At 46.3% G+C, this 25,920-nt stretch carries 22 protein-coding genes; 10 read left to right on the forward strand and 12 right to left on the reverse strand.

Annotated features, from left to right (window positions below; all coding sequences use genetic code 11):
• Window positions 1-125: 125 nt before the first annotated feature.
• The 8 genes from torA to rbsD form a co-directional block, all read right to left on the reverse strand.
• Window positions 126-2,615, reverse strand: a complete 2,490-nt coding sequence (gene torA, locus Q0852_RS00095; RefSeq protein ID WP_299012819.1) for a trimethylamine-N-oxide reductase TorA — start codon at window positions 2,613-2,615, stop codon at window positions 126-128.
• Complete coding sequence (locus Q0852_RS00100; protein WP_299012821.1) at window positions 2,615-3,763, reverse strand: NapC/NirT family cytochrome c; 1,149 nt, start codon at window positions 3,761-3,763, stop codon at window positions 2,615-2,617. Before Q0852_RS00100 ends, torA begins: the two co-directional genes overlap by 1 nt.
• Window positions 3,764-4,132: 369 nt before the next feature.
• Window positions 4,133-5,134, reverse strand: coding sequence for a substrate-binding domain-containing protein (locus Q0852_RS00105; protein ID WP_299012823.1), 1,002 nt, complete (start codon window positions 5,132-5,134; stop codon window positions 4,133-4,135).
• Between the two features lie 122 nt (window positions 5,135-5,256).
• Entirely contained in the window at window positions 5,257-6,177 is a 921-nt protein-coding gene (gene rbsK / locus Q0852_RS00110; protein WP_299012824.1) for a ribokinase, read from the reverse strand.
• A 178-nt stretch (window positions 6,178-6,355) separates the two neighbouring features.
• Entirely contained in the window at window positions 6,356-7,234 is an 879-nt protein-coding gene (gene rbsB, locus Q0852_RS00115) for a ribose ABC transporter substrate-binding protein RbsB (protein WP_299012826.1), read from the reverse strand.
• Window positions 7,235-7,310: 76 nt separating this feature from the next.
• Complete coding sequence (gene rbsC / locus Q0852_RS00120; protein ID WP_299012828.1) at window positions 7,311-8,294, reverse strand: ribose ABC transporter permease; 984 nt, start codon at window positions 8,292-8,294, stop codon at window positions 7,311-7,313.
• Window positions 8,291-9,796: a ribose ABC transporter ATP-binding protein RbsA gene (gene rbsA, locus Q0852_RS00125; RefSeq protein ID WP_299012830.1), complete on the reverse strand. Its 1,506-nt coding sequence runs from the start codon at window positions 9,794-9,796 to the stop codon at window positions 8,291-8,293. The genes rbsC and rbsA overlap by 4 nt, the downstream gene beginning before the upstream one ends.
• A 33-nt stretch (window positions 9,797-9,829) precedes the next feature.
• The gene (gene rbsD / locus Q0852_RS00130; RefSeq protein ID WP_299012831.1) at window positions 9,830-10,249 is read right to left on the reverse strand and encodes a D-ribose pyranase; all 420 of its coding nucleotides are present in this window, start codon (window positions 10,247-10,249) and stop codon (window positions 9,830-9,832) included.
• 397 nt (window positions 10,250-10,646) lie between these two features.
• Here rbsD and Q0852_RS00135 point away from each other — a divergent pair, with 397 nt between their 5' ends.
• Window positions 10,647-10,892, forward strand: coding sequence for a hypothetical protein (locus Q0852_RS00135; RefSeq protein ID WP_299012832.1), 246 nt, complete (start codon window positions 10,647-10,649; stop codon window positions 10,890-10,892).
• Here the strand turns inward: Q0852_RS00135 and Q0852_RS00140 are convergent.
• The 3 genes from Q0852_RS00140 to Q0852_RS00150 all read right to left on the reverse strand — a co-directional run bounded on the left by Q0852_RS00140 (window position 10,889) and on the right by Q0852_RS00150 (window position 14,749).
• Window positions 10,889-11,680, reverse strand: coding sequence for a TOBE domain-containing protein (locus Q0852_RS00140; RefSeq protein ID WP_299012833.1), 792 nt, complete (start codon window positions 11,678-11,680; stop codon window positions 10,889-10,891). The two genes, Q0852_RS00135 and Q0852_RS00140, sit on opposite strands and share 4 nt — an antisense overlap.
• Before the next feature lie 171 nt (window positions 11,681-11,851).
• Window positions 11,852-13,324: an oligopeptide:H+ symporter gene (locus Q0852_RS00145; protein ID WP_299012835.1), complete on the reverse strand. Its 1,473-nt coding sequence runs from the start codon at window positions 13,322-13,324 to the stop codon at window positions 11,852-11,854.
• A gap of 27 nt (window positions 13,325-13,351) precedes the next feature.
• Window positions 13,352-14,749, reverse strand: coding sequence for an aminopeptidase (locus Q0852_RS00150; protein ID WP_299012836.1), 1,398 nt, complete (start codon window positions 14,747-14,749; stop codon window positions 13,352-13,354).
• Between the two features lie 962 nt (window positions 14,750-15,711).
• Between Q0852_RS00150 and trxB the strand changes: the two genes are divergently transcribed.
• The 9 genes from trxB to grdB all read left to right on the forward strand — a co-directional run bounded on the left by trxB (window position 15,712) and on the right by grdB (window position 25,013).
• Window positions 15,712-16,923 carry a thioredoxin-disulfide reductase gene (trxB, locus tag Q0852_RS00155; protein ID WP_299012838.1) on the forward strand — a complete coding sequence of 404 codons (1,212 nt, stop codon included), beginning with the start codon at window positions 15,712-15,714 and terminating at the stop codon, window positions 16,921-16,923.
• Window positions 16,924-16,932: 9 nt separating this feature from the next.
• The gene (locus Q0852_RS00160; protein WP_299012839.1) at window positions 16,933-17,259 is read left to right on the forward strand and encodes a co-chaperone YbbN; all 327 of its coding nucleotides are present in this window, start codon (window positions 16,933-16,935) and stop codon (window positions 17,257-17,259) included.
• A gap of 188 nt (window positions 17,260-17,447) precedes the next feature.
• Window positions 17,448-17,915: a glycine/sarcosine/betaine reductase complex selenoprotein A gene (gene grdA, locus Q0852_RS00165; RefSeq protein WP_299012842.1), complete on the forward strand. Its 468-nt coding sequence runs from the start codon at window positions 17,448-17,450 to the stop codon at window positions 17,913-17,915.
• 14 nt (window positions 17,916-17,929) lie between these two features.
• Window positions 17,930-18,394, forward strand: a complete 465-nt coding sequence (gene grdA, locus Q0852_RS00170) for a glycine/sarcosine/betaine reductase complex selenoprotein A (RefSeq protein ID WP_299012843.1) — start codon at window positions 17,930-17,932, stop codon at window positions 18,392-18,394.
• Window positions 18,395-18,474: 80 nt separating this feature from the next.
• Complete coding sequence (gene grdC / locus Q0852_RS00175; protein ID WP_299012845.1) at window positions 18,475-20,007, forward strand: glycine/sarcosine/betaine reductase complex component C subunit beta; 1,533 nt, start codon at window positions 18,475-18,477, stop codon at window positions 20,005-20,007.
• Between the two features lie 12 nt (window positions 20,008-20,019).
• Entirely contained in the window at window positions 20,020-21,183 is a 1,164-nt protein-coding gene (gene grdD / locus Q0852_RS00180) for a glycine/sarcosine/betaine reductase complex component C subunit alpha (protein ID WP_299012846.1), read from the forward strand.
• Between the two features lie 122 nt (window positions 21,184-21,305).
• Entirely contained in the window at window positions 21,306-22,352 is a 1,047-nt protein-coding gene (selD, locus tag Q0852_RS00185; protein ID WP_299012847.1) for a selenide, water dikinase SelD, read from the forward strand.
• A 55-nt stretch (window positions 22,353-22,407) separates the two neighbouring features.
• The gene (locus tag Q0852_RS00190) at window positions 22,408-23,700 is read left to right on the forward strand and encodes a glycine/sarcosine/betaine reductase component B subunit (RefSeq protein ID WP_299012848.1); all 1,293 of its coding nucleotides are present in this window, start codon (window positions 22,408-22,410) and stop codon (window positions 23,698-23,700) included.
• A gap of 14 nt (window positions 23,701-23,714) precedes the next feature.
• On the forward strand, window positions 23,715-25,013 hold the full coding sequence (gene grdB, locus Q0852_RS00195; protein WP_299012849.1) for a glycine reductase complex selenoprotein B: 1,299 nt from the start codon (window positions 23,715-23,717) through the stop codon (window positions 25,011-25,013).
• 186 nt (window positions 25,014-25,199) lie between these two features.
• On the opposite strand, the gene Q0852_RS00200 is transcribed toward grdB, so the two are convergent.
• Window positions 25,200-25,625, reverse strand: coding sequence for a GrdX family protein (locus tag Q0852_RS00200; RefSeq protein WP_299012850.1), 426 nt, complete (start codon window positions 25,623-25,625; stop codon window positions 25,200-25,202).
• Window positions 25,626-25,920: the final 295 nt, after the last annotated feature.

Raw genomic sequence — 25,920 nt, forward strand, 5'->3', positions numbered from 1 at the left:
TTTTTTATCTAAATAACTTGGTTCCTTATTATTAGAGGAACTCAATTATTTTTAATAAAAAGGGGCAGAATCTAAGTTCTGCCCCTTTTTCATTATGCGTATAATCGCTTTGCTTGTTGTCGAGATTAAGCGTTTTTAGGTGATGTATGCGCTAGGTTAACTGGTACTTCACCTTGGTATTTTTCCACTTCTAGTTGCGCCATGTGGCCACAGTTAGCCTGTGCCAATTGTGATGACCCTTGATCGAAGGTTAGAACGTTGATACAGCCATTTCGGCACATACCTCCGGCTTGTCCAGGTGTGTCTGAGTCATACCATGCACCTTCACAAACACGAACTGCACCTTGGCGGATATCGTCAGATACCAGTGCGCCTACTAGAATTTGACCTCGGTTATTGAAAGCGCGGACCAGATCACCATGTTTGATACTTCGTTCCTTGGCATCTTGGCTGTTAATCATGATAGCTTCGCGGTTTGCAATAGCGAATTTGTCACGCAGTGGCGTGTTATCCAGCTGGGAGTGTAAACGCTGAGTCGGGTGAGCTGTGTTCAGTGATAGCGGGAATTTCTTCGCGATATCGGCTTTGTACCACTCACGAGGCTCGTACCATTTAGCGTGCGGTGCACAGTCAGCGTAGTCCATTTGTGCTATGGTATCGGAGAAAATCTCAATACGGCCAGAAGGTGTACCTAACGGATTTAGAAGTGGGTTTTCACGGAAGTCTGCATGGCGTACCCAGCGCTTGTTGGCTTCTGGAATTGGGAATACAACATAGTCGTTAGCATTCCAGAACATCTCAAATGGTGGCAGAGGTATGCGGTTAGTGCGTGCTTGTGTGGCCATACCGTCATACATTTCTTTCAGCCACTGCATTTCGTCTTTGCCTTCAGTGTAGGCGTCTTTTACCCCCAGCTTGTTTGCCAGTGCCACATAGATATCAAAGTCGTTTTTGGCTTCATGTTGTGGCTCAACTATTTTGTGCATAGGGATCACATAGCGCTGCGAGTAATCACCGCCCATATCCAGATCGTTACGCTCGTAAGCGGTCGTTGCTGGAAGCACAATATCTGCATGTTTGGCTGATGCCGTCCAGTAAGGTTCCTGTACAACAATGGTGTCAAGTTGCTGCCATGCCTTTAACAGGCTATTGGTGTCCTGATGTTGGTGGAACGGGTTACCGCCAGCCACGTAAACCATTTTGATTTCAGGGTAGGTAACCTTACGGCCATTGAACTTGATTGTTTTACCCGGGTTCATAATGGCATCAACAATACGGGCTACCGGAATTGGAGCCGGAGAACCTTTCGGTGCTTTGCCTGCGTTGATACCTGCCAGAATACCGCCTTTAGCTGTCGGGCTACCGCCTGAAGAGTAGTGGTAGCTGAAGCCAAAGCCTCCGCCTGGCAAACCGATTTGGCCCAGCATTGCAGCCAGTGTAACCAGCATCCAGTTTGGCTGTTCGCCATGGTGCTGGCGCTGCATACCCCAGCCAGCCATCAGCATAGTACGGTTTTTGGCTAATTCACGGGCCAGAGTTTTAATGGTTTCTGCGTCGATACCACAGATATTAGCGGCCCATTCGGCTGTTTTTGCTTCGCCGTCAGTTTCACCGTTCAGATAAGTAAGGAACTTATCAAAGCCTGTGGTGTAGTATTTCAAGAACTCTTTGTCGTGCAGATCTTCGCTGTAAAGGGTATGAGCCATACCCAGCATCATTGCAACGTCAGTATACGGACGTGGTGCAATCCATTCTGCGTTCATGTAGTCGATGGTTTCATTGAGAATCGGATCAATAGCAATGATACGGGTGCCTTTATCTTTAAGAGCTTTAAGGCCTGCCTGACCTTCGTGATCTGGTACGTTCCAGGCGTTCTTCAATGTCGCCATGGCATTGAAGCCCCATAGTACAACCAGCTCACTGTTTTCAACAACTACAGGCCATGCTGTTTGTTGTTCGTAAACTTCCATTGAGCCCATAACGTGCGGCATGATCATCTGTGCGGCACCGGTTGAATAGTCACCTGCATAGCCCAGGAAGCCACCGGTCAGGTTCATCAGGCGGTGCAGCAGGGTACGGCTGTTGTGTAACATGCCCGTACTTTTCCAGCCATATGAACCGGCGTAGATTGATGACGGACCGAAATTTTCCTGCAGGCGGGTAATTTCACTGGCAACCAGTTCAGTGGCTTTGTCCCAGCTGACACGAACCCACTCGTCGTTACCGCGTTTCTCTTTGCTTACGCCTGCACCACCTTCAAGGAAGCTGCGGCGGACCATTGGGTATTTAACACGGTTCTTTGCGTGTACCTGATGCGGCACCATTTTGATCAGCTCATTTGGTGCCGGATCATCGTCTATGGCAATTGCATCGATCATCTTGCCATCTTTCACAACACCCTGGAATGCGCCCCAGTGAGCAGCACTTAAAATGCCTTTATGGGCTGTTTTTGTGTATTTGAAGTGAGGAAGAGCTTCTTCAATGGCTTTTGCAAGCGCTGTTTTTGGTAAAATGCTGTTGATTGCTGGTACTGCTGCCAGGGCTGCTGCACTTTTCAGGAAGCGACGACGGCTCAGTAAAACTTCGTTTTTATTGGTCATGGATTGCTTGCTCATTAGTGTTTACTTCCCGTCATATCGCTTGCGTGTTTTTGAACGTATTGAGTTAGGATTCGGCTTTGCTCCGGAGTCAGAGATGTGCGGGATTCCATGCCTTTAATAACACCAATCCACTGGTTGGAGTTAAAGTGATCCAGCGGTGTCAGGCCGTGACAACCGGTACAGTTTGCTGACATCAGCTCTGATGAGTAGTCCCAAAGGGCTTTGTCGTTATCAAGTAGCTTGTCGGTTTCCATCCATAGTTTCAGGTCAACCTGATGCCATACAATACTGGTCGCTTCGTCAGTCACTGTTGCCAGTTTTTCAACTGCCATTTTTGCATCATCACCCAGAAGCACAGAAAGGATCCGTTTACCCTGTTGCGCGTAGATCACTGAATCAACACCTTCCTGCTGCCAGCCATGAACAACCCCCTGAACTCGCTCAGCACCACGGGTGAGCACTTCGAACTCTGTCGTTGGTAGCAGGTTACCCTGGTTGTGACTCTCAGTTTCACTCAGGTAGAAAGGGGTGGTTTCATAAGTAAACAGCTGAGTAGCCGTTTCTGAAGCAGACAAGGCTGCTTTTGCCAGTTCTGCGGCACCTGATTGAGCTGAAGTTGAAGTATCTGGCAATAGGTGTGCAATGCCTTTATGGCAGTCGATACAGGTCTGGTTATTAGCAATTGCCTGCTGATGCATGTCGCGTGCTGCTGGTCGTTGTTCAAGCAGTGTCATTGCATTGAAGTCGTGACAGTTACGGCAGGTTGCAGAATCGTTGGCTTTCATTTGCTGCCATACAGTTTCAGCCATGTGCTGGCGGCGAGCTTCATAGGCTTCTTCGGTATCAATTGTGCCTGCCAGTTCATGATAGATATCTTTTGCAGCACTTACTTTGGTGAACAGGTAATCAATGGTATCGGTTGGAATGTGGCAATCTGCACATTCTGCGCGCACACCGTGCTTGTTCTGGAAGTGGATCGTACCTTGGTATTCAGCCAGAGGCTTTTCCATTGAGTGACAGGATACACAAAATTCAGTTGAACTTGTTTTGTGCATAATGAAAGCTGCGGTGCCAAATGAGGCAATGCCTCCTAGTGCGCCAAGAGCTAGGATTCCAAATAGCATTTTCTTTTGTAATGATTTTTGATATTTATTGTTTACCATTGTTTACATTTCTTTATATGGTGAAATAACTGGAGGCATCCTACAAAAAACAGTATTAATACGGTAATAAATACTGCTAAAGAGGTATTTGTTTGGACACGTTTTCGACGTTTGTGTGGTGGATGTTATGATGTTGATATGGCAATGGTTTTGTAAAGTGGGTGGTTGTGAGCGGTGCTTTATGGGTATGTTGGCGAGTGGTTACTATTACTGAAAGGCTTTAAAGGAAAAAGATGCTTATCAATGACAAATATGACAACTTATTTCATTAATGCTGGTGAGATGTATTCCCTTAAGGGATGAGTGTTGTGAAAAAGAGAGCGCGAGAGTGCTCTCTTATCGCTTTTTTAGTTCTGGATAATTTCAGAGCTAGATGGATTTAACACTGTCACGTTCAACCAGTGTAGGTTCAAGCTGGATAATTTTGTTGGTTGTTCGTTTGTTCTGGATCTTATCTAACAGAGTATCAACTGCTTGCTGACCGAGGCGGTGCTTAGGCTGGTGAATGGTAGTGAGTGAGGGTGTGATGTACTTGGCTAGTTTGATGTCATCATATCCGACGATAGAGATGTCATCAGGTACCGATAAACCTTTCTTGTGGGCAGTATTAATTACACCCATTGCCATCATGTCATTACAAACGAACAGGGCTGTCGGTAGCGGGCCTCTTTCGTAGATTTTATCGAAAGCTGTTTCGCCGCCTTCACATTCAAAGAGTCCTGAGGCAATCCACTGCTTGTTGATTTCTAATCCCGCCTCTTCCATTGCCTGAACAAAACCCGACAGGCGTTGCTGTGCAGGAAGTTTATCTAACGGGCCGGTAAGGCAACCAATTTTTGTGTGCCCTTTTTCAATTAGGTGACGGGTTGCCAGGTAGCCGCCATGATGAGAGTTATCTTGGATTTTATCACTCGGAAAATCAATTGGTCCCCAGTCCATGACGATTGTCGGAACTGGCTGGTGGCGAGAGAATAGGTCAAAATCTTTCCCTTCGACTTCACTGCACATCAGTAATAACCCGTCGACACGTTTTTGCAAAAGGGTGTCGAGGTTGGAGTGCATGCGTTCGATGTCACCTTCGGTATTACAAAGGATCAGGTTATAGCCTTGCTGGTAGCAACGGCGCTCGACACCTTTGACGACTTCACCGAAAAATGGGTTGGTTGAGGTTGTAACTAACATGCCGAAAGTTCGGGTATGGTTCACCTTCAGGCTGCGGGCCAAGGCCGAGGGGGCGTAGTTTAACTCTTTCACTGCCGCCATTACACGAACTGAAATATCTTCGCTGACAAAACGGGTTTTATTGAGTACGTGGCTGACCGTTGAGGTTGATACACCGGCGTATTTCGCAACATCTTTGATTGTCGCCATTGAGTTCTCCCTGATACATACCAGATAACTGGTATTAGCCCGTATAACCAGCAATATTTTACAACCAGAACTTTTAATAAAAGTTTGGCACGATATTGAGGCGGTTATACAGGCCGGTTTACTTAATGGTGCTCGATAAGAAAGCGTTCCACTTCTCGGCGATGCGGAATAGAAGTCTGAGCACCCATACGTGTTACTGAAATTGCGGCTGCGGCATGAGCAAAGCGGATGGCTTCGTCCATCTGTTTTCCTTCCTGAATACCGGTTAGCAGTGCACCATTGAAGGTATCACCAGCGGCGGTGGTATCTTTGGCATCAACCCTGAATCCCGGTACTTGCTGGCCTTTGCCGTCATTGCTGATCCAGACGCCTTGGCTGCCAAGGGTGATCATAACCTGCTTGATCCCTTTTGCGTGCAGAATGTCTGCGGCATTTTGCGCTGATGTAACATCCTCAACCTTTACCCCTGTCAGCAGTTCCGCCTCAGTTTCGTTAGGCGTAATCATATCAACAAGTTGTAATAAGTCATCAGATAATGCTTGTGCAGGTGCCGGGTTTAGCACAACGCGGGTGCCTGCTTCCTGCGCAACCCTTGCTGCAGCTTCAATCGTTTCAATTGGTGTTTCCAGTTGCATCAGCAAAGTATCGGCATGGGTGATGAGGTGATGGTGTGGCTCAAGGCGGGCAGGACTTAAGCAGCCATTGGCTTCGGCCGAAATACAAATGCTATTTTCACCTGTTTGGGCGACCTGGATCATCGCAATACCGGTCGGTGTATTTTCTTCAATCAGAACAGCTTCAGTATTCATGCCTTCTTTGGAAAATTCTTCTCGCATCTGATAGCCGAAACTGTCATCACCCACACAGGCAATAAAGGCAACATCGGCGCCAAGGCGAGCCGCGGCAACGGCCTGGTTAGCCCCCTTACCACCAGGAATAACACAATAGCTGTGGCCGTGTAACGTTTCACCCGGACGCGGGAAAGAAGCTACCTGTAAAACATGGTCGGCATTGACGCTACCAAGAACAACTAATTTATTCATATCGGGACCTTTCTTACTTTACGTTTGCCGTTTTTATCGGGCCAAAATGTATGGGTTAGCGGTGTAGTAAAAATTAAACAAGCGCTAAACGATAGATTTTGAGATAGGGGTGCGGAACCTAGCACCTTGTTCCTAAGTGGCTCAGAAACAGAGCCAAGGAGCTAGGTTCCGAATATTACTACTTAGTAATTACTTTCAGAGGAACTGGAATATTTGCTTCCACTTTCTCACCTTTCAGCATTTTATCTGCAGTTTCCACGCCCAATGCACCAATCAGATCCGGTTGCTGTGCGATAGTTGCGCCCAGTTTACCGCGGTTAACTGCTGCGATACCGTCCTTTGTGCCATCGAAGCCGACGATCAGAACGTCTTTGCCTGATGCCTGAACAGCACGAAGGGCACCCAGAGCCATTTCATCGTTTTGGGCAAAAACTGCCTGAACATCCGGGTTGGCTGCCAGCATGTTTTCCATTACGTTCAGGCCTTTAGTGCGGTCGAAGTCAGCTGGCTGGCTGGCAAGTAGGTTCATGCTGTGTGCGTCCACGGCATTCATGAAGCCCTTACCACGTTCGCGTGCGGCAGAAGTACCTGCGATCCCTTCAAGCTGGATAACACGTGCTTTTTCACCGACTTTTTCCATGATGAATTTACCAGCCATTTCGCCACCGGCAACGTTGTCGGATGCAATATGACTTACCACTTCACCACGGCTTGCACCACGGTCCAGAGTTAGGACAGGGATCTTGGAGCGGTTTGCCATGCGAATCGCGTTAGATACGGCATCTGAGTCTGTTGGGTTGATCAGGATTGCTTTTACGCCGCGGACAGTAAGATCTTCAATGTTAGACAGTTCTTTACTTGGGTCATTTTGAGAATCAAGAACAATCAGGTTATACCCTAGTTCCTGTGCTTTTGCTTCTGCACCTTCTTTCATTGTGACGAAGAATGGGTTATTCAGTGTCGAAACAACCATGGCCATGGTGTCTTGCGCAGCTGCGGTAGTGCTGAAAGACGCTGAGATTACGGCAGCAGAGATTAGGGTTGCTAACTTTTTCATTCCGTTTTCCTTTCTACGTATGTCGGTTGTGCGGGCAGGGGGCTACCCGCGCTACAGAGGTTGATACCAATCGGTGTTACTTGTTTTTGTTATCTACGAGGACTGCAAGCAAGATAACCACTGCTTTTGCAATCATCTGGTAATAGGAGGATACATCCAGCAGGTTAAGTGCATTGTTAAGGAAGCCAATAATCAGTGCGCCGATCAGGGTTCCCATTATGCGGCCTTTACCACCGGCGAGACTGGTGCCGCCAAGCACTACCGCAGCAATCGCATCTAGTTCGTATCCCATACCAGCGGTAGGCTGAGCCGATGAGAGACGAGAGGTGACGATGATGCCAGCCAGAGCTGCTAACAGGCCGCAGATTGCGTAGACGCCAATCTTGACGCGGTCCACGTTGATACCTGAAAGACGGGTTGCGGATTCGTTGCCGCCAAGCGCGTAGATATAACGACCGAATCGAGTGTGGTTCAACAGGTACCAGATAGCAGCGAAGACGATAACCATCAGCCAGATTGGAACCGGGATACCCATGGCATAACCAGTACCAAACCATCCAAAGCTATCTGCGACATCAGTAAAGCCTGTTGAAATTGGACGACCGTCGGTGTAAACCATGGTCACACCGCGAAGCAGGGTCATTGTAACCAGAGTGGCGATGAATGCCTGTACTTTACCTTTGGCAATGATCACGCCACTGATAGCGCCAAGGGCTGCACCAGCGACTAGGGCTGTTGGTACTGCCACAAGCACTGGAATTTCCATACCAATCATGGTGGCGGCAAATGCACCGCAGAGCGCAAGAACTGAGCCGACGCTAAGGTCGATACCGGCGGTTAGGATAACCAGGGTCATACCTACTGCGATGATGGCATTTATCGAGGTCTGGCGCAGGATATTCAGGATGTTATCCATGGTGAAGAAGTTCGGGTTCAGGAAAGACACCACCACAATCAGGAAAATTAATGCGATCAGCGACTTCTGTTCGATTAACCATTCTTTGCTGAATAGCTTGGTGCTACCGGAATCAGGTGTTTTAGTCATAGCGTTAGTGCTCATGCTGCTACCTCGTTGATTTGTTTACCCACAGCGCAGGCTAGTAGTTTTTCTTGGTCGGCATCGGCGGCCATAAATTCACCGCTGATCTGGCCTTCGTGCATGACGAGGATACGGTCACTCATACCCAGCACTTCTGGCATCTCCGAAGAGACCAGGATGATGCTCATCCCTTCGGCTTTGAATTGGTTTATTAACTGATATATTTCCTTTTTGGCACCGACATCGACACCACGCGTAGGTTCGTCAAGGATCAGGGCTTTCGGTTTGGTCATCAGGCCTTTAGCGATAGCGACTTTTTGCTGGTTACCACCAGATAGGTTGCCGATGATCTGATTTCTGGTCGGGGTTTTGATATTGAACAGGCGGATAAAGTCTTCAACTGCGGTCACCTCTTCGTAGTGATTGAGCTGAAGGCCTTTGGAAAGTTGTTCCAGCGAGCAGATGGACATATTTTCTTTAACGGACAAACCAAGGATCAGGCCATCACCTTTACGGTCTTCTGAAATATAAGCGATACCGTTAGCCAGGCCGTCCTGTGGGCTGCTTGGGTTGATCGTCTTGCCATCTAGGATCACATCCCCTGATTCGCGGGGGTGGGCACCATATATCACTTTCATTAGCTCAGTTCGGCCTGCGCCCATTAAGCCGGAAATACCCAGGATCTCTCCGCGATCTAAAGTAAAGCTGACGTTGTGGACATCGGAAGCATTAAGGTTTTTTACTTCTAAACAGGTGGTACCGTGTGTAACGTCAATGCGAGGGTATTGCTCATCAAGTCGGCGACCTACCATCATTTCGATCATGGTGTCTTCGTCGATATCGGCAACCTGGCGTTCACCAATGAATTTACCGTCACGCAGAACCGTGATGTCATCGCAGATTTCGAAAATTTCTTTCAGACGGTGAGAGATATAAACAATGCCGCAGTCTTCATCGCGAAGTTCGTTGATGACCTTGAACAGGGACTCAGTTTCGGTATCGGTCAGGGCATCGGTTGGTTCGTCCATAATGATGACTTGCGATTTGAACGATAGCGCTTTGGCTATTTCAACCATTTGCTGTTCGCCGAGACTAAGTTCACCCAGTAGCTGTCGAGAGTTATGTTTGACATTAAGGCGTTTGAGAAGAGCATCGGCTTCACGGTACATTTCTGACCACTTGATTCCGCCAAAAGCATTGGTTATCTCACGACCCAGAAAGATGTTTTCTGCAATGGTTAGTTCGGGAATAAGATTTAGTTCCTGGTGGATAATGCTGATCCCGGCTTCTTGTGAATGACGTGGACCGTTGAAATTAACTTTTTCGCCCTGATATCGGATTTCACCGGCATCCATGGCATAAATCCCGGTCAACGCTTTCATTAGGGTGGATTTTCCTGCTCCGTTTTCTCCCATCAAAGCCATCACTTTGCCTGGATAAACGTTGAGGCAGGCATTATCGAGAGCTTTGACTCCCGGGAATGCTTTCTCAATCCCTTTTAATTCTAAGATTGGCTGTTTCATGTCAGTTCCTTGCAGTTAGCAGAAGAGTCGGATTTAGAACACTACGCCAGATTGAAAAATCACATTGGCGTATGGGGTGCACTCTCCGGTGCGGATCACTGCTTTGCTGTTTTGAGTGTGGATTTTGAATTCTTCGTGGCTGACATAGGTAAGGTTAATAGATCTGCCGCATTGCGCTTCTTCATTACGAATGAGTTCGATGAGAGCTTCGTGATGTGTAGGGCTAACCTTCAGGAATTCTTCGGCCATAACAACACCTTCAATTTGCATTTCACCAAGCACCGCTTTTACTGTCTCGATAAAGGTAGGGACGCCAGGAATAAGCGCAAGATCGATACGTTGTGTTTCATCCGGGATAGGTAAGCCTGCATCACAGATTGTGACTTCGTCTGTGTGTCCTAATGTTGCGATGACGTATGACAATTCAGCATTGATGAGTGCGCTTTTTTTCATGGGTTGTACCTTATTCGTTCTGTGGGAGAAGCGAGATGAACAAACCTGTTTGGCATGACATCTTATATTTCATTTTATTCATCGAAACGGTTACGCAAACGTTTCGATGACTAGAAATGTAGATCGAAACGTTTCGATGTGCATTAGCTAAGCACGCAAAGTGTGACTTAAATCAGAACAAATATGCTTTTGATGAATAAAAAGAGGAAGCGATCACAAATCAAGTTGATGAGTTTCATATTAAAGCTTATGACTTGATTCGTTGCGGGCGTGATTGTGAATGGATTGTGTCGGGGTAATGTAATTTATTGCAAATTATGTTTGAAACCTTTGGGTTGCGAGCAGAAAAAGACTTATCATTTACCCCCGAATATTTCACCGAGGTATGATGCTCGATATGGCACCTTCAGCAGCGAATCTTTTACCGTTTACTTTGCTAATTGCACCGATTTCGTTGTTTTGTCTGATGTTCGCATTGAAAAAAAGAAATGTTTGGTTGATCCGGGTTTCGTTGCTCGGGTTGGTGCTGGTGGCAATGCTATTGGTTGTCTTCCAGTATCTGGACTATAAGCATTTTGAAGATTGCCTGTTAAAAGGCGCCGACTACAGCGCCTTTAAGGGGAGTTGTATCAAGTTTAATTAACTTAATGTTGCGATGATCACTTGAGAAGAAGAGAAGCATGCCAGTGCGTGCTTTCCTTCTTCTAACATTATCTCTTTACTTTTCTTTCTATTGATGAGGGCACAGACTTCATCATTATCATCAAGCTTTATCGATACTTCGGCTGAACAATCATCATATTTTATGTGTTGGATGATCCCGCTGAGCTGGTTGTCGAGTTGCAGATCTGAAGGTGATTCATTGCTAATTTGGATTGCCGGGCCTTTTACAAGTGCAACCACATCCTTTCCTTCTTCTAGTTGAAGGCGGATTGTACTGCCGTGGGTTATCGTCGCAATAACGTGTTGTCCACTTTGTAGTTTGATAAAGACCTTGTCGTGCAAAGTATGATTTTCAATTTCACTGATAGTGCCGAAAAATTGATTTCTGGCACTGGTTTGTAGTGAGAATTTGGTCATAACACCTAATAGGCTATGTAGTGGGGCATCTTCGTCGTTGAGTGCCTTTAGTCCCATATTCTGGATTGTATCTAGCAGGTCATACATCTGGAGCAAACGTTCGCCAAAGCGGGTCAATGATGCTCCGCCTCCACCTTTACCACCTTTTTCACTGGTTAACAGCGGTGATTCCGAACGGTTATTCATATCTTTGATGGCATCGAAGGCTGCTTTATAACTTATCCCTGCTTGCTTAGCTCCTTTACTGATGGAGCCTGTTTGCTGCACTGCCTTGAGCAATGCAATACGGCGAGGATTGGCAAAAACCTTGCCATTTTCGGAAAGGGTGAGCAGGGCATCGAAGTCCATCATGGTGAATGCGGGTCCGTGTAGATATTCAGGTGTTTAATGCAGAGTATATCTGATTATTCAATGTGGTATAAGGTATTGAATGAATAGGGATGGTCTGGGTTGAAGTGGGGCAGAGGTGAAAAAAGCGAGAGCCGGAGCTCTCGCTTTGATTATTATATCACTTCGCAGTGATTAAGCTGTTTGTAGCTCTTCTTTCTGTGCTTCAGGCTCAGACTCGATAAGACGGTTGAGGCGAGGTGCCATGATGACACAAATCACACCAACAGCTGTCGCTGCTGCGGCAAGGGCAAAGAAGTAGTTACCGTAGGAAGCTAAGCTTTCTACCGGAGTCATTTCTACTTCGCCTGATGAAGACAAGCCCGCAACCCATGCACCCGCTACTGATGCGATAGCCAGAGTCATGTTCCATGCACCGTAGATGAAGCCACGGATTCGACTTGGGAACAACTTGGCGATAGCAGACAGACCCAGAGCAGAAATCAGTAGTTCACCGATAGCAAACAGGAAGTGAGGAGCAGCAATCCAGAATGGGTTCAGCATGCCGTTTTCGTCGCCGAAGTACTGGGAGAAACCGGCGCAACCAAAGGCTGCAGCACAGATCAACATACCCAGAGCGAATTTACCCGGCATTGAGAGGTCTTTGCCTTTCTCACCCAAGGTTGTATAGATATGGGCAAGGATTGGGCTCAGGAAGATTACCCACATAGGGTTCAGTGATTGATAGGAAACCGGGTTAACCGCGATACCGAACACTTCTGCTTCTACGTTGTTAATAGCGAAGAAGTTCAGAGATGTTGGCATCTGGTTGTATAGCACGAAGAATGCCAGAGCCTGAACCATCAGTACTAAACCAACAACCATACGCTTGCGGCTGCTTGGTGCTTCCTTCTTCATCTCTTTCATGATGAGGAACAGGATAACCAACGCGGCGATGCCTAGGACGGCCTGTGCCAAAGGTAGGTTAGTTAACAGGTAGCTAGCTGAAGCGATTGCCAGTAATACACCAGAAAGGAACAAGCTGTTGGTCTTGAATGGAACTGCACGCTTGTCGGCTTCGGTTGCTTCCTTGATTTTTTTGTTGAACAACAGATAGGTCACAACGTTAACAGTCATGCCGACAGCTGACAAAATGAAAGCAGATGTCCAGCCGATGCTGTAAGCCATGATAGGTGCGCCTAGCTGCGCAAGGAATGCACCGATGTTGTTAACCATGTAGAACAAGGTGTAGGCACCATCAAGGCGAGGGTCATCTTTATCATAAGATGCAGCAATGATAGTCGGTGGAGCAACACTACCGATACCACGACCTACAGCAACAGTACCCAAACCGATGAATACGAAGTGCGGCTGAGCTGTGATGGCCGAGTAGGCAATGATGAAATAACCGAGGCCCTGGAAGAAGAAACCCCAGACCAGGGTACGCTTCGCTCCGAGGATCTTATCGGCAAGCCAGCCACCGATAAACAGGATAGCTGCACCTAAAGCGGCGAAGGCACCAAAGGTCGCAAAAGAGGTTTTTTGGTCAATACCCAGTTCATCGCCAAGGAAAACCGGCAAAATTGCCCATAGGCTATAGAAAGACAACGCCCACCAGAACTGGCATGAGCAAAGAATATAAAAGGTCAACGGATGACGTTTTTTCATAACTTATTCTCCAACAGTGCGACGGCACTAGAGTGCTTGGATGTAGAACGCTTTATAAGCGCGATACAGCTCGTGGATATCAAACTTGGAAGACAACTCGAATGGTGAGTGCATTGATAAAATGGCTGCACCTGCATCGATAGTATTAATACCGTAGTGGGCCAGGTATTTAGCAACAGTACCGCCACCACCTTCGTCAACCTTACCTAGCAGGCCGGTTTGCCAGGTGATTTCATGGTCGTCGAAAATACGGCGAAGAGCTGCAACGTATTCAGCGTCAGCATCATTGGACGCGACTTTACCGCCATGACCAGTGTATTTAGTCAGCACCAGACCGTAGCCAAGCTTGGACGCATTTTGTGCATCATGAACTGATTCAAATAGTGGGTTCAAACCTGCATTCACGTCTGATGACAAGGCGTATGAGTTCCATAGACAGCGACGTAGCATTTGATCGTTGTACTTTTCACCAGCCTGACGTATAAGCAGTTCACCTGTGAAGAATTCCAGATAGCGTGATTCAAGGCCGGTAGAACCTGTTGAGCCAATTTCTTCTTTATCAACTAAGAAGCAGACTGCAGTTTGTTCCGGGGTTTCGATATCCAGGATTGCCTCAAGAGAGGTATAGGCACAGATGCGGTCGTCCTGACCGTAAGCACCGACGATACCTTCATCGATACCTACATCGCGTGCATCGCCAGCCGGAACCAACATTAATTCTGCTGAAATGAAATCAGTTTCTGAAATGTCATACTTTTCATGTAGTTTTGTTAGTACATGATGTTTGACTTTGTCTTTGATTTTTTCATCTTCAAACTCCATCGGTATAGAGCCGACGATGATTTGAAGTTCTTCGCCTTTTAGCACTTCCGCAGCATTACGTTCGCGTTGAACTTTTTTATCCAAGTGTGGCAATAGATCAGGAATAGTAAAGACAGGATCTTTAGGGTCTTCACCGATGGCGATATCGACAATACGACCAGATTTAGTAACCACAACACCGTGTAGTGCTAGTGGACGTGATGCCCACTGGTACTTTTTGATACCACCGTAATAGTGGGTACGCATTAATGCCAGCTCGTTTTTCTCGTACACAGGATTCGGTTTAAGATCCAAACGAGGAGAATCAATGTGGGATACGACGTAGCGGATACCCTCATTGATCGGACGTTTACCGACAACGGTTAATACAACATTTTTATTGCGGTTGATAAAGTAAACTTTATCGCCTGCAGATAACGTTTCAAACTCGTTGATAGAACGGAAGCCATGTTGTTCGGCTTCTTTTATCGTTGCTTTAACACATTGACGTTCAGTCTTTCCGATATTTAGAAAGTGTTTATAGTTTTCACAAAATTGATTGATCTCATTAATTCTTTCATCTTCAAGGCTGAGCCAACCATTTTTGAATTTCAGCGTATCCATTGCGTAACTCCAAATGTATATGTTGAACTTTCGTGGCGGAGGTTATCATTCTAATAACATAGCTTTTTGTGAGCGCTATCTTCTTATTGAATAAATATTTCTAAACTAAACATCTCCAGATGTGGCGATAAATTGGTTTTTAATTTTGCTATTGTTTGTTTTGGCGACTAGCTGCGAAAAATATCTCGTAATGATGATTTAATTAACTTTTGTTTCAATAGGTGGCAAATTTGCTGTGTTTTAAATTGTTATGGTGAATTGAGATTAAAATAAAAGAGGGGCAAATTTACGCTCTAAGCATAATAATTTGAGGAGGAAATTTAATAGTTTCGACAAGATGCTGCCGATGTGCAATCTGTGTGATATATTTTTTAATTCCCGCGATTAGTTTTTCTAATGTGTCGAGTGGGTTTTGAGCAAGATCACTATTTACAGTGAATTGATGTAAGTTATTAATGTGCCACAGTTTATGGTCGAAATGACTACTATAAGGGCAAAAGTTTCCTATCGTAGTCGAATTATTTAATTTTTATCACCTTTGGTGATTAAGAATGGGGTAAATATTACCCAAAAGACTAAAGAGGCATGATCTGTGTATCATAAGTGCTTAATTCTCAGTGTTTTTATCTTGTAACAGGGCATCGCTCACAAAAAAATAAACATTACTAATTATAATCGGCTTCAAGTTGTTAAGGAAAAGAAGTTATCTTCTGAAAAATAAAACCAATATAAAGAGCGTGTTAAATATATAAAGACGGTTCTTTGGTTATCAAATTCTAAATGCAAACAGAGAATACTAGTTGTCTCGCATCGTTCGCATTAAATGCAGGGCCTAATAGGTCTGCGCCGGAAACTGATTTGTCTTGATGTGTCATAACCATCTCAAATATTAGTAGCTATATAAAGCTGTTGTTTTTGGTTTGGATGATATGTGTTAGTGAAAATAGAAATCGGTGAAATATATGTCAGAACTATACGATGTCGTAATTATAGGCGGCGGCTCAGGCGGTATGTCTGCGGGCGTTTATGCGGCCCGCGGTAAAATGAAGACCCTTATCATTGAAGATAAGCGCAATACTGGTGGCCAGGCGGCAACAACCAGTGAAATGGAAAATTATCCAGGCATTCTAGAGGCTACCGGCCCGCAGCTTATGGATATGTTCCGCGAGCACTGTAACAAGTTTGGTGTTGAGTTTGCCCGAGGTTTGATAACGGATATTACTATCGACGATGACGGTTTTATTAAAACGCTTAAAACCAATAAAGGTGAAGAGTACCAGACGAAAAGTATCATTGTCGCCACCGGTGCAACGCCTCGAATCCTTGGCATCAAGGGTGAATCGGAATTCCGTGGTAAAGGCGTATCTTACTGTGCAACTTGTGACGCGGATTTCTATGAAGAGCTGGATGTTGTGGTTGTCGGTTCAGGTAACACAGCGGTTGAAGAATCTGTATTCCTGACTAAGTTCGTAAACAAAGTCACAATGGTCGTGCTGCACGATCAGGGCATTCTGGATGCGGATCGTACAGCTCAGGAGCAAGCGTTCGCAAACGACAAGATTGAGTTTGTTTGGAACTCCGTGGTCGACGAAATCTGCGGTGAGGAGTTGGTAGGCGGCGTTAAGCTGAAGAACTTGAAAACCGGCGAGATCACTGAACTGACAACAGATGGTGTGTTCATGTTTGTCGGCACTGTGCCAAAAACAGATTTCATCAAAGACTTGGTTGAACTGACTCCTCAGGGTTATGTGATCACCAATGAGAAGCAGGAAACGAATGTTCCGGGTATTTTTGCTGCCGGTGACGTAACTGAGAAATTCCTGCGTCAGGTAGTGACTGCCGCTGGTGATGGTGCGGTAGCAGCCGTTGCAGCTGACCGTTACATCGAAGAAGAAGAGAACTGGCGTAAGTCTGTTGCTGAGTTTGGTGGTACTGCGATGGTAGCCTTCTGGAATCCACTGAGCAAAGAAAGCCTGGAAGTTATCAACCAGCTTGAGCAGAACTGTAAGGATAATCCTGAGCAGCGCGTGGTGACTATTGATACCTATAAGAGTCAGAATATCGCCAACCGCTTTAAGGTAACAGAAGTGCCGGTTGTAATCCGATTTGACGCTGGGCAGGAAGCCAAGCGTGTGGATGTGAAGGATATTGCTGAGTTAGAAACTCTGTATTAAGGAAAAACAATGATCGAATTGAGCAAAGAGAACTTCGATTCTGAAGTTAACATCGATGGTATCGTTCTTGTTGATTTTTGGAGCGAAAACTGTGGCCGTTGCATTGAGCTAATGCCAGACGTAGTAAAACTGGCTGAGAAGTACGGTGAAGACATTAAATTCTGCAAACTGAATATTCAGGGCAACCGTCGTTTGGCGATGGCGCAGAAAGTAATGGGCCTGCCTTCATTCGTCTTCTACAAGAACGGTGAAAAAGTGAAGCATCTTTCTGGTGAAGATCTGGAAATTGAAGATGTTGCACAAGAAGTAGAAAGCTTCATCGCTGAAAAAGCGTAAGGCTGAACCAGTCTCGCAGAGAGGCTGACAGAAAGAATTTGTCTTAAATAGGTTAATTAACCTGTTGGCACAAATAAAAGCACGGTGTTTAAGGATTTGTCCTTGTTCCCGCGCTTTGAGTAAAACCCATGTTATTGCAGCTCTCTGCATAACATGACCTTAGTAATCTGTACCCTTTGGAGTGAACAATGCTCAAAGATAAGAAAGTTGTTATCTTGGGAGACAGAGACGGTGTACCAGGACAGGCAATTGAAGCTTGTATCAAATCTGCTGGCGCACATGTTCTTTTCTCTACAACTGAGTGTTTCGTCTGAACCAGCGCAGGTGCTATGGATCTGGAAAACCAGAAGAGGATCAAAGGTTTTGCTGACGAGTTCGGCCCAGAGAATCTGGTAGTCGTACTTGGTGGTGCTGAAGCTGAAGCTTCAGGCCTAGCATGTGAAACCGTTACAAACGGCGATCCTACTTTTGCCGGACCATTAGCCGGAGTCCAGTTAGGACTCTCTTGTTATCATGTGGTTGAGCCGGAAATTAAAAATAATGTGGACCCTGCTATCTATGATGAGCAGATAAGCATGATGGAAATGGTACTTGACGTCGATGCCATCGTTGCAGAAGTCAAAGATTACCGTGAGCAATTTGGAAAGTATGTTTAATCGGGAGAAAGATTGTGTTCGCTAATAAAACAGTGATCATTCTTGGAGACCGCGATGGCGTACCTGGTCAGGCAATCGAAGCTTGCATGAAGACTACAGGTGCTCACGTTGCTTTCTCTACAACAGAATGTTTCGTCTGAACAAGCGCTGGCGCAATGGATCTTGAAAACCAAAAGCGGATTAAAGCACTTGCCGAGGAAAAAGGCGCTGAGAATCTAGTTGTGATTCTTGGTGGCGCAGAAGCAGAAGCTTCTGGCCTGGCATGTGAAACTGTCACCACAGGTGATCCGACTTTTGCAGGACCATTGGCGGGAGTCCAGTTAGGACTTTCTTGTTATCACGTGGTTGAAGACGAAGTAAAAGAAGCCGTCGATCCGGCTGTTTATGAAGAGCAGGTCGGAATGATGGAAATGGTACTTGATGTCGATGCTATCAAAGCGGAAATGCAACAATACCGCAGCGAAACTGCATTAGCATAAGTATATCTCAATGCTGGTTCGGATCTGTTTGCAAACAGGCAGGTTCGAACCTTATATCCGGCTCGGATGCAGGAGTAACAATGGGATACGCAGTAATCAAAGGCGTAAGCTATATGCTTGCCCATACCCCAGATATCTTGATTCAACATGGTTCAGTTCAGGTGGCATCGCGGGCTAAAGACCCAGCAGACGCTTACCTTCAGCAGTTAAACGACCACCTTCGTTCTTTTGAAGACGTTGTCGCTTACCCTGCAAACCAGTGTTATATCGGTAACATTACCCCACAGCAGTTAGCAGAAACCCCACAACCTTGGTTTGGCCACAAAGAAGCGGCACCAAGCGAAGGTAAATACGGCGAAATCTACTGCCAGGAAATTTTTTATGCCATGTTAAACCACGTTGATGTGTTTAACCTGGTGTCTTTTACTCCAGAGTTCATTGAGGCCTATCAGGCGAAAATCAGCCATCACCCTCTATACGGTGAAGCCGATTTGCTCGCTGGCCATAAGACAATGTCCAAAGATGAAATCTTGGCTCTGGTTGAGGCTCATCAGGCCGAAGTTCTGATGATGAACGGCGAGTTGGTTGGCTGTGTGAAAGCAGCGCACGATGAAGATGAAAACTTGTCTGCCCATATCATGCTAGAGAACCTCTGCACCAAGGCATCCGGCGTTATGGCGGCGATGCTTCTGAAACAGCAGGGGCTTGATTTGGAATCTGTTGATTACATTATCGAGTGTTCTGAAGAGGCTTGCGGTGACATAAATCAGCGTGGCGGCGGTAACTTTGCCAAGGCTATCGGTGAAGTAGTCGGCTGTACTATGGCAACAGGCTCTGACGTTCGTGGTTTCTGTGCGGCTCCAGCCCACGCTATGACTCAGGCTTCTGCGCTGGTTAAAGCGGGTATCTTCAAAAATGTCATGGTAGTTGCCGGTGGCGCAGTAGCGAAACTGGGTATGAACGGCCGTGACCATGTTAAGAACGACATGCCTGTGCTGGAAGATTGCCTGGCTGGTTTTGCTTGCCTTGTTAGTGAAAACGATGGCGTTAGCCCAGAAATCAACACTGACATTGTAGGCCGTCACCAGATCGGTACGGGTTCTTCTCCACAAGCTGTTATGACTGCATTGATTGCCAATCCGCTGAAAGCTGCGGGCATGGCGATGACAGATATTGATAAATATTCTGTTGAGATGCAAAACCCTGAAATTACCAAGCCTGCTGGCGCAGGTAACGTGCCTGAATCTAATTACAAGATGATTGCTGCTCTGGCAGTGAAAGAAGGCCAGCTAGAACGTACCCAGCTTCCTGCTTTTGTTCAGGAACATGGTATGACAGGCTTTGCGCCAACTCAGGGCCATATCCCATCAGGTGTACCATTCCTCGGCTTTGGCCGCGAAATGATCCTAAATGGTGAGATCAACAACTTCATGATGGTTGGTAAGGGCAGCTTGTTCCTAGGCCGTATGACTAACCTGTTCGATGGTCTGAGCTTCGTAGTTCAGAAGAATAATGGCGAGCAGAATGAAGTGTTTGATGAAGCTCAGGTCAAACAGGTCGTTGCTCAGGCAATGCGCGATGTGGCTGAGAATTTGCTGAACAGCGAGCAGTAATCGGAGGTTGCTATGGGTAACATCAATCAACAACTTTCCGACACCTTTAACGCCATGGCGGATGGGTTGCTAAGCGGTCAGTTCGGGAAAAAGACCCGTATCGGTCTTACCCTGGTTGGCAGCGAACACGGCCCTCAGGAATTACTTCGCGGTGCTCAGCTGGTAGCCCGACAGTATAGCGATATTGAGCCTGTACTGATTGGCTGTGAAGGTCCCGATTGTGGCTTTGAGTGCTATCCGGCTGCGGATCTGCACGAATGCCACCAGGTGATGGAACAGCTGTTTGCCGATAAGAAAATTGATGGCTGCGTAACATTGCACTATGCCTTCCCGCTTGGTGTCAGCACCATGGGTAAAGTGGTTACACCGGGTATCGGTCGCGAAATGATTATCGCATCGACAACCGGTACTACAGATACCAACCGTCAGGCGGCTTTGCTGAAAAATACCATTTACGGCATTGCACTGGCGAAGGCTAGTGGTATTGAAAAGCCAACCGTTGGTGTGCTGAATATTGATGGTGCGGCATTGTGCGAACGAAGCCTACGTGAGCTGGCTGAAGCTGGTTATGACATTAATTTTGCAGAATCAGCGCGTGCTGATGGCGGTATCGCAATGCGCGGTAATGACCTGCTGCAAGGTACACCAGATGTCATGGTGACAGACAGCCTTACCGGTAACCTACTAATGAAGATGTTCTCTTCCTTTACAACTGGCGGCAGCTATGAAGCATCGGGCTTCGGCTATGGTCCTGGATTGGGTGAGGGCGCGTCTGACAAGCTGGTAAATATCATCTCGAGAGCGTCTGGCGCACCGGTTGTGGCAGGAGCCATGAGATTGTGTGCTGATGCTGCAAAAGGGGATGTTATGAAGCGTGTCGATGAAGAGTGGGAAGCCGCATCACTGGCAGGTTTGAATAGCGTGCTGGCTAAGTACAAGCAGCCAAAGCAACCAACAGAAGTGAAGGCCGAAGTGACCGCGCCACCTGAGAAGGTGACTGATGCAGACATTGGCGGTATCGATATCCTTGAGATTGAAGATGCTTGCCAGGCGCTGTGGAAAGCGAACATTTTTGCCCGCACGGGTATGGGCTGTACCGGTCCTATCGTGTTGGTTGCAAAAGAAGATTTGGAACAGGCTAAAGTTGTTTTAACCGAAACGAAATACATCGGTTAATGTCGACTCAGCCAGATAAGGCTCCAGCCAATCCAGTTCGATATTGAGAAAGAAACAAACGTGAGCGCGAAATCGGTAGCTTTGAAAGTAGCGCTATACCGTCCGTTATTAAGGATCTAGAGATGACAGATTCAGTAGTTCGTCTGACGCAGATGACCAAAAAAGCCGGGTGAGCAGCGAAAATTGGCCCTAAGGCCATGGCGCAGGTTCTGCAGTCCATTTCACCCCTATTTCCCCAACAAGCGTATCCTGATCTGATGGTCGGGTTGACGGTAAGTGATGATGCTGCCGTCTACAAAATCACTGATGATGTTGCTGTCATTCAAACGTTGGACTTTTTTACTCCAATCGTTGATGACCCGTATGATTTTGGTGCCATTGCTGCTGCAAATGCGTTGAGCGATGTGTATGCCATGGGCGGGCAAGTGACATTAGCAATGAACATCTTTTGCGTTCCCGGTGATCTTCCCCAAGAGGTCGTTGGCCAAATCCTCAAAGGTGGTGCGGAGAAAGTCCGTGAAGCTGGCGCGGTATTGGTCGGTGGTCACACCGTCGAAGATGATGAGCCGAAATTTGGCTTGTCAGTCATGGGTACGATTCATCCCTCTAAAGTGCAAACCAAGGCAGCTGTTGAAAGCGGCGATGTCCTGGTACTTACAAAGCCAATTGGTACCGGCTTGATTTCAACCGCAGCAAAACGGGGTAAGGCGAGTCCGCAGGCCATTCAGGCCTCAACCGACAGCATGAAGAAGCTTAACCGTAAAGCTGCGGAGATTTTTGCCCGCTATCCGGTGAAAGCCTGTACCGATGTAACGGGTTATTCACTACTCGGCCATGCATTGGAAATGGCTGAAAAAAGTGATGTTTGTATGCACTTTAATGCTACTCAGGTGCCATTCCTTATCGAAGCTGAAGATTACGCCGCACAAGGGTTATTCCCTGGTGGTGCTAAGCGTAACTTGGATGCTTACCGAGATGATATCGAATTTGCACCGGAACTCGATGAAAGCTGGCAGCGCAAGCTTTGCTGTCCGGAAACATCCGGTGGCTTGCTGGCAGCAGTACCCAGGGATTGTCTGGACGCTTTATTGACTGAATTTAGCAATAGTGAAGAACCATGTTGGGTTATCGGGTCTGCCGAAGATGGTTGCGGTATCAAGGTTTCTTGAGACGTTACGTTCTAAGGCTGTACTAAACCCAATTGACGCTTGTTTGGAGATATAAATGAAACTCGAACTAGGCAACATTCATGTTCGTGATCTGGCTTTCGGGTCGGTAAGCGAAGTAAAAGAAAACACTGTGGTGATCGATAAGCAAGCCCTAACTGGCTACTTGTCAGAATTGGATCACCGTATCCGCTCTCTTGAACTATCAATCGCAAAACCTGGCGATAGCATCCGCATTATGCCAGTTAAAGATGCAATTGAACCTCGCGTAAAAGTGAGCGGTGCAGGTAGCATCTTCCCAGGACGTCATCTGGGTGAAGAAGCAATGGTTGGTGAAGGCCGTACACACGTGCTGAAAGGCATGGCGGTTATCACTACCGGTGAGGTTGTCGGTTTCCAGGAGGGTATCCTGGATATGAGCGGCCCTGGTGCAGATTACACTCCATTCTCTTCAACCATGAACCTGGTGATTCAGTGTGAAGTGGATGAGTCATGCAACCAGTACGATCACGAAGGTGTACTTCGTCTGATTGGCCTGGAAGCGGGTCGCTGGATTGGTAAGCTGGCGGCTGATGTAGAGCCAGACGAGATCCACACTTATGAAACTAAGCCTTTGCTAGAGCAGGCAGCTGAGTATCCTAACCTGCCAAAAGTTGGTTATGTTTACATGCTTCAGAGCCAGGGTCTGCTACACGACACATACTGCTATGGTGTTGACGTTAAGGGCATGTTGCCAACACTGCTTTATCCAACAGAAGTGATGGATGGCGCAATCATCAGTGGTAACTGTGTATCAGCTTGTGACAAGAACACTAGCTTTGTTCACCAGAACAGCCCGGTTATCTACGATCTGTACCGTCACCACGGTTCGAAGTACAACTTCATGGGCGTAATTGTTACTAACGAAAACGTTACTCTACGTGATAAAGAACGTTCTTCTAACTATGTTGTTAAGCTTGCTAAACAAATGGGTTGGGATGCTGCAATTGTCAGTGAGGAAGGCTTTGGTAACCCAGATGCCGACTTGATGATGAACTGTGCCAAGCTAGAAGCTGCCGGTATTCAGACTGTATTGCTTACAGATGAATATGCAGGTCAAAACGGTGAAAGTCAGTCACTTGCTGACTCACATAAGAGTGCAGACGCAGTAGTTACTAACGGTAACGCGAACCAGTTAATCACATTGCCAGCAATGGATACAGTACTCGGTTATGACCGTTATGCTGATATGGTTGCTGGTGGTTTCCAAGGCAGCTTGCATGAAGATGGCTCTATCACGGTTGAGATTCAGGCTATTCTTAGCGCAACCAGTGAACTTGGCTACCATCACCTCACCACTAAAGCAAGCTAAGCGAGGATACACACATGACATTGAAAGTCGTTTACTATTTGAACCAGTTCTTCGCTCAGAAAGGTGGCGAAGAGATGGCCCACACACCAATGGAAGTGACAGAGGGTACCATCGGTGTTGGTACTCAGGTTAACACCATGCTGGGTGAAAAGGCTGAGATCACTCACACAATCGTTTGTGGTGACTCATACTTCAACGAAAATGAAAGCCTTTGCTGCCACAACTTGCAAGAAATCTTAGCTCAGCTTAAGCCTGATTTAGTGATTGCGGGTCCTGCTTTCAACGCCGGTCGTTATGGTATGGCTTGTGGTACAGTTGCGAAAGTTGCACATGAAATGGGTATTACAACCATTTCAGGCATGTACCCTGAAAACCCTGGTTACGAGTTATTCCGCCAGTATGCTTACATGGTTGAAACGGGTAACAGTGCAGCGAGCATGCGTAAAGCCATTCCAGCGATGGTTAAACTGATTAACCGCTATATTGAAACTGATGGTGAAGTTGGTTCACCAGAAGAAGCCGGTTATATGTCTCGTGGTATCCGCGTGAATTTCTTTGCAGAAAAACGTGGTGCAGAGCGAGCGGTTGACTTGTTGATTGCTAAGCTTGCTGGCCCTGAGTTCACAACTGAATATCCTATGCCTGTGTTTGACCGTGTTGATCCACAGCCGCCGGTTGAAATGATGAGCACTGCTAAGATTGCGCTAGTGACATCAGGTGGTGTGGTTCCTAAAGGTAACCCTGACCATATCGAATCTTCAAGTGCATCTAAGTATGGTGAGTATAGTATTCGTGGTTTGGAAACCTTGACGGAAGAGACTCATGAAACAGCACACGGCGGATATGACCCAGTTGCTTGTAACCAGGACCCTAACCGAGTTCTTCCTGTCGACGTGTTACGAGACATGGAACGAGAAGGTGTTATCGGAAGCCTGCATGACATGTTCTACACCACGGTCGGTAATGGTACGGCGGTCGCGAAGGCGAAAGAGTACGGCGCAGAGATCGCGATGAAACTACAGAAGGCAGGGGTGACAGCTGCTATATTTACTTCCACTTGAGGCACTTGTACTCGTTGCGGCGCAACGATGCTAAAAGAAATCGAGAAAGTAATGCCTGTAGTTCACGTTCTAACTGTCGTGCCTATCTCTAAAACGGTCGGTGCAAACCGTATCGTTCCTGCAATTGCGATTCCTCACCCACTGGGTGATCCAAAGATGCAGCCGAAAGAAGAGAAATACGCACGTCGTCAGCTAGTTGAAAAAGCACTAAATGCGCTTCAGACTAAGATTGATGAGCAAACTGTGTTCTAAGCATACTTCAATCTGTGATTGAAAATAAAAGCCAGTCGATTTATTCGACTGGCTTTTTCTTTTTTTGTCATTTTTGTTAATCGATTAGTGGTTATTTCCTTGATGAACTATGTCGGTAGAAAGGAGGGTATTTTCGAATGTGTGGGGGCCCCGCTTACGCGGGGATGATGGTATCGAAAAGAAGAGTTAGTTAAGTCCTTTGAATCCCAGAGAGTCGAGGCATGACTTAATCAATTGAAGGTCGATAAATTGAAAATCCGAGCTTTGTTTTACCGGGAAAGTTGCGTCGATGTCTTCATTGGTTAGCATTAGGTGCTGTGGATTCGCTTTGCAGAGAATCTGATAACGTTCAATGGTCTGTTCAATCTTATCAAGAGAATCCATATCCAGCTCATCATGATTATTTAGGATGATAATACTGCGATAAGGCGTTTCATGGGGTTTAACACTGCCAGCCAGAGGGTGGGATATTAGCTTTCCGCCAAGATGGATTTTGTCGCGTACAAGCATTAATACATCATGGATGTTGTTTCTTGGTGTGTGCTTAATATGAGTGTTTAATTCTGCAACGCTTGGGTTGTTGCTAACTATTTCAAGTCTGTCGTATCTCACTATGATATCCCTATAATAATAGTTTCATTATATTTCAATGAAATTTGTTCTATTGGTTATAAAATATTCAATTGGTTGCTGTTATTATAATAAAACAGGAGCAATTAATAGTGGCTTCATCTCTTATTTTTCGTCATTACCAATTGATATAAGTAAAACTAATGACAGGTATTAGAAATACATATCAGGATGTGAACGCCTTGTTTTTATTAAGTTTAAATTTATGGTGTGTGAGATTGTGCCTATCTTTTAATTACTGCGAAAAATGTTAACCAGATAACTAAATGGGCAACTG

This window comes from uncultured Photobacterium sp. (assembly GCF_947502415.1).
In the GTDB taxonomy this organism is placed as follows: domain Bacteria; phylum Pseudomonadota; class Gammaproteobacteria; order Enterobacterales; family Vibrionaceae; genus Photobacterium.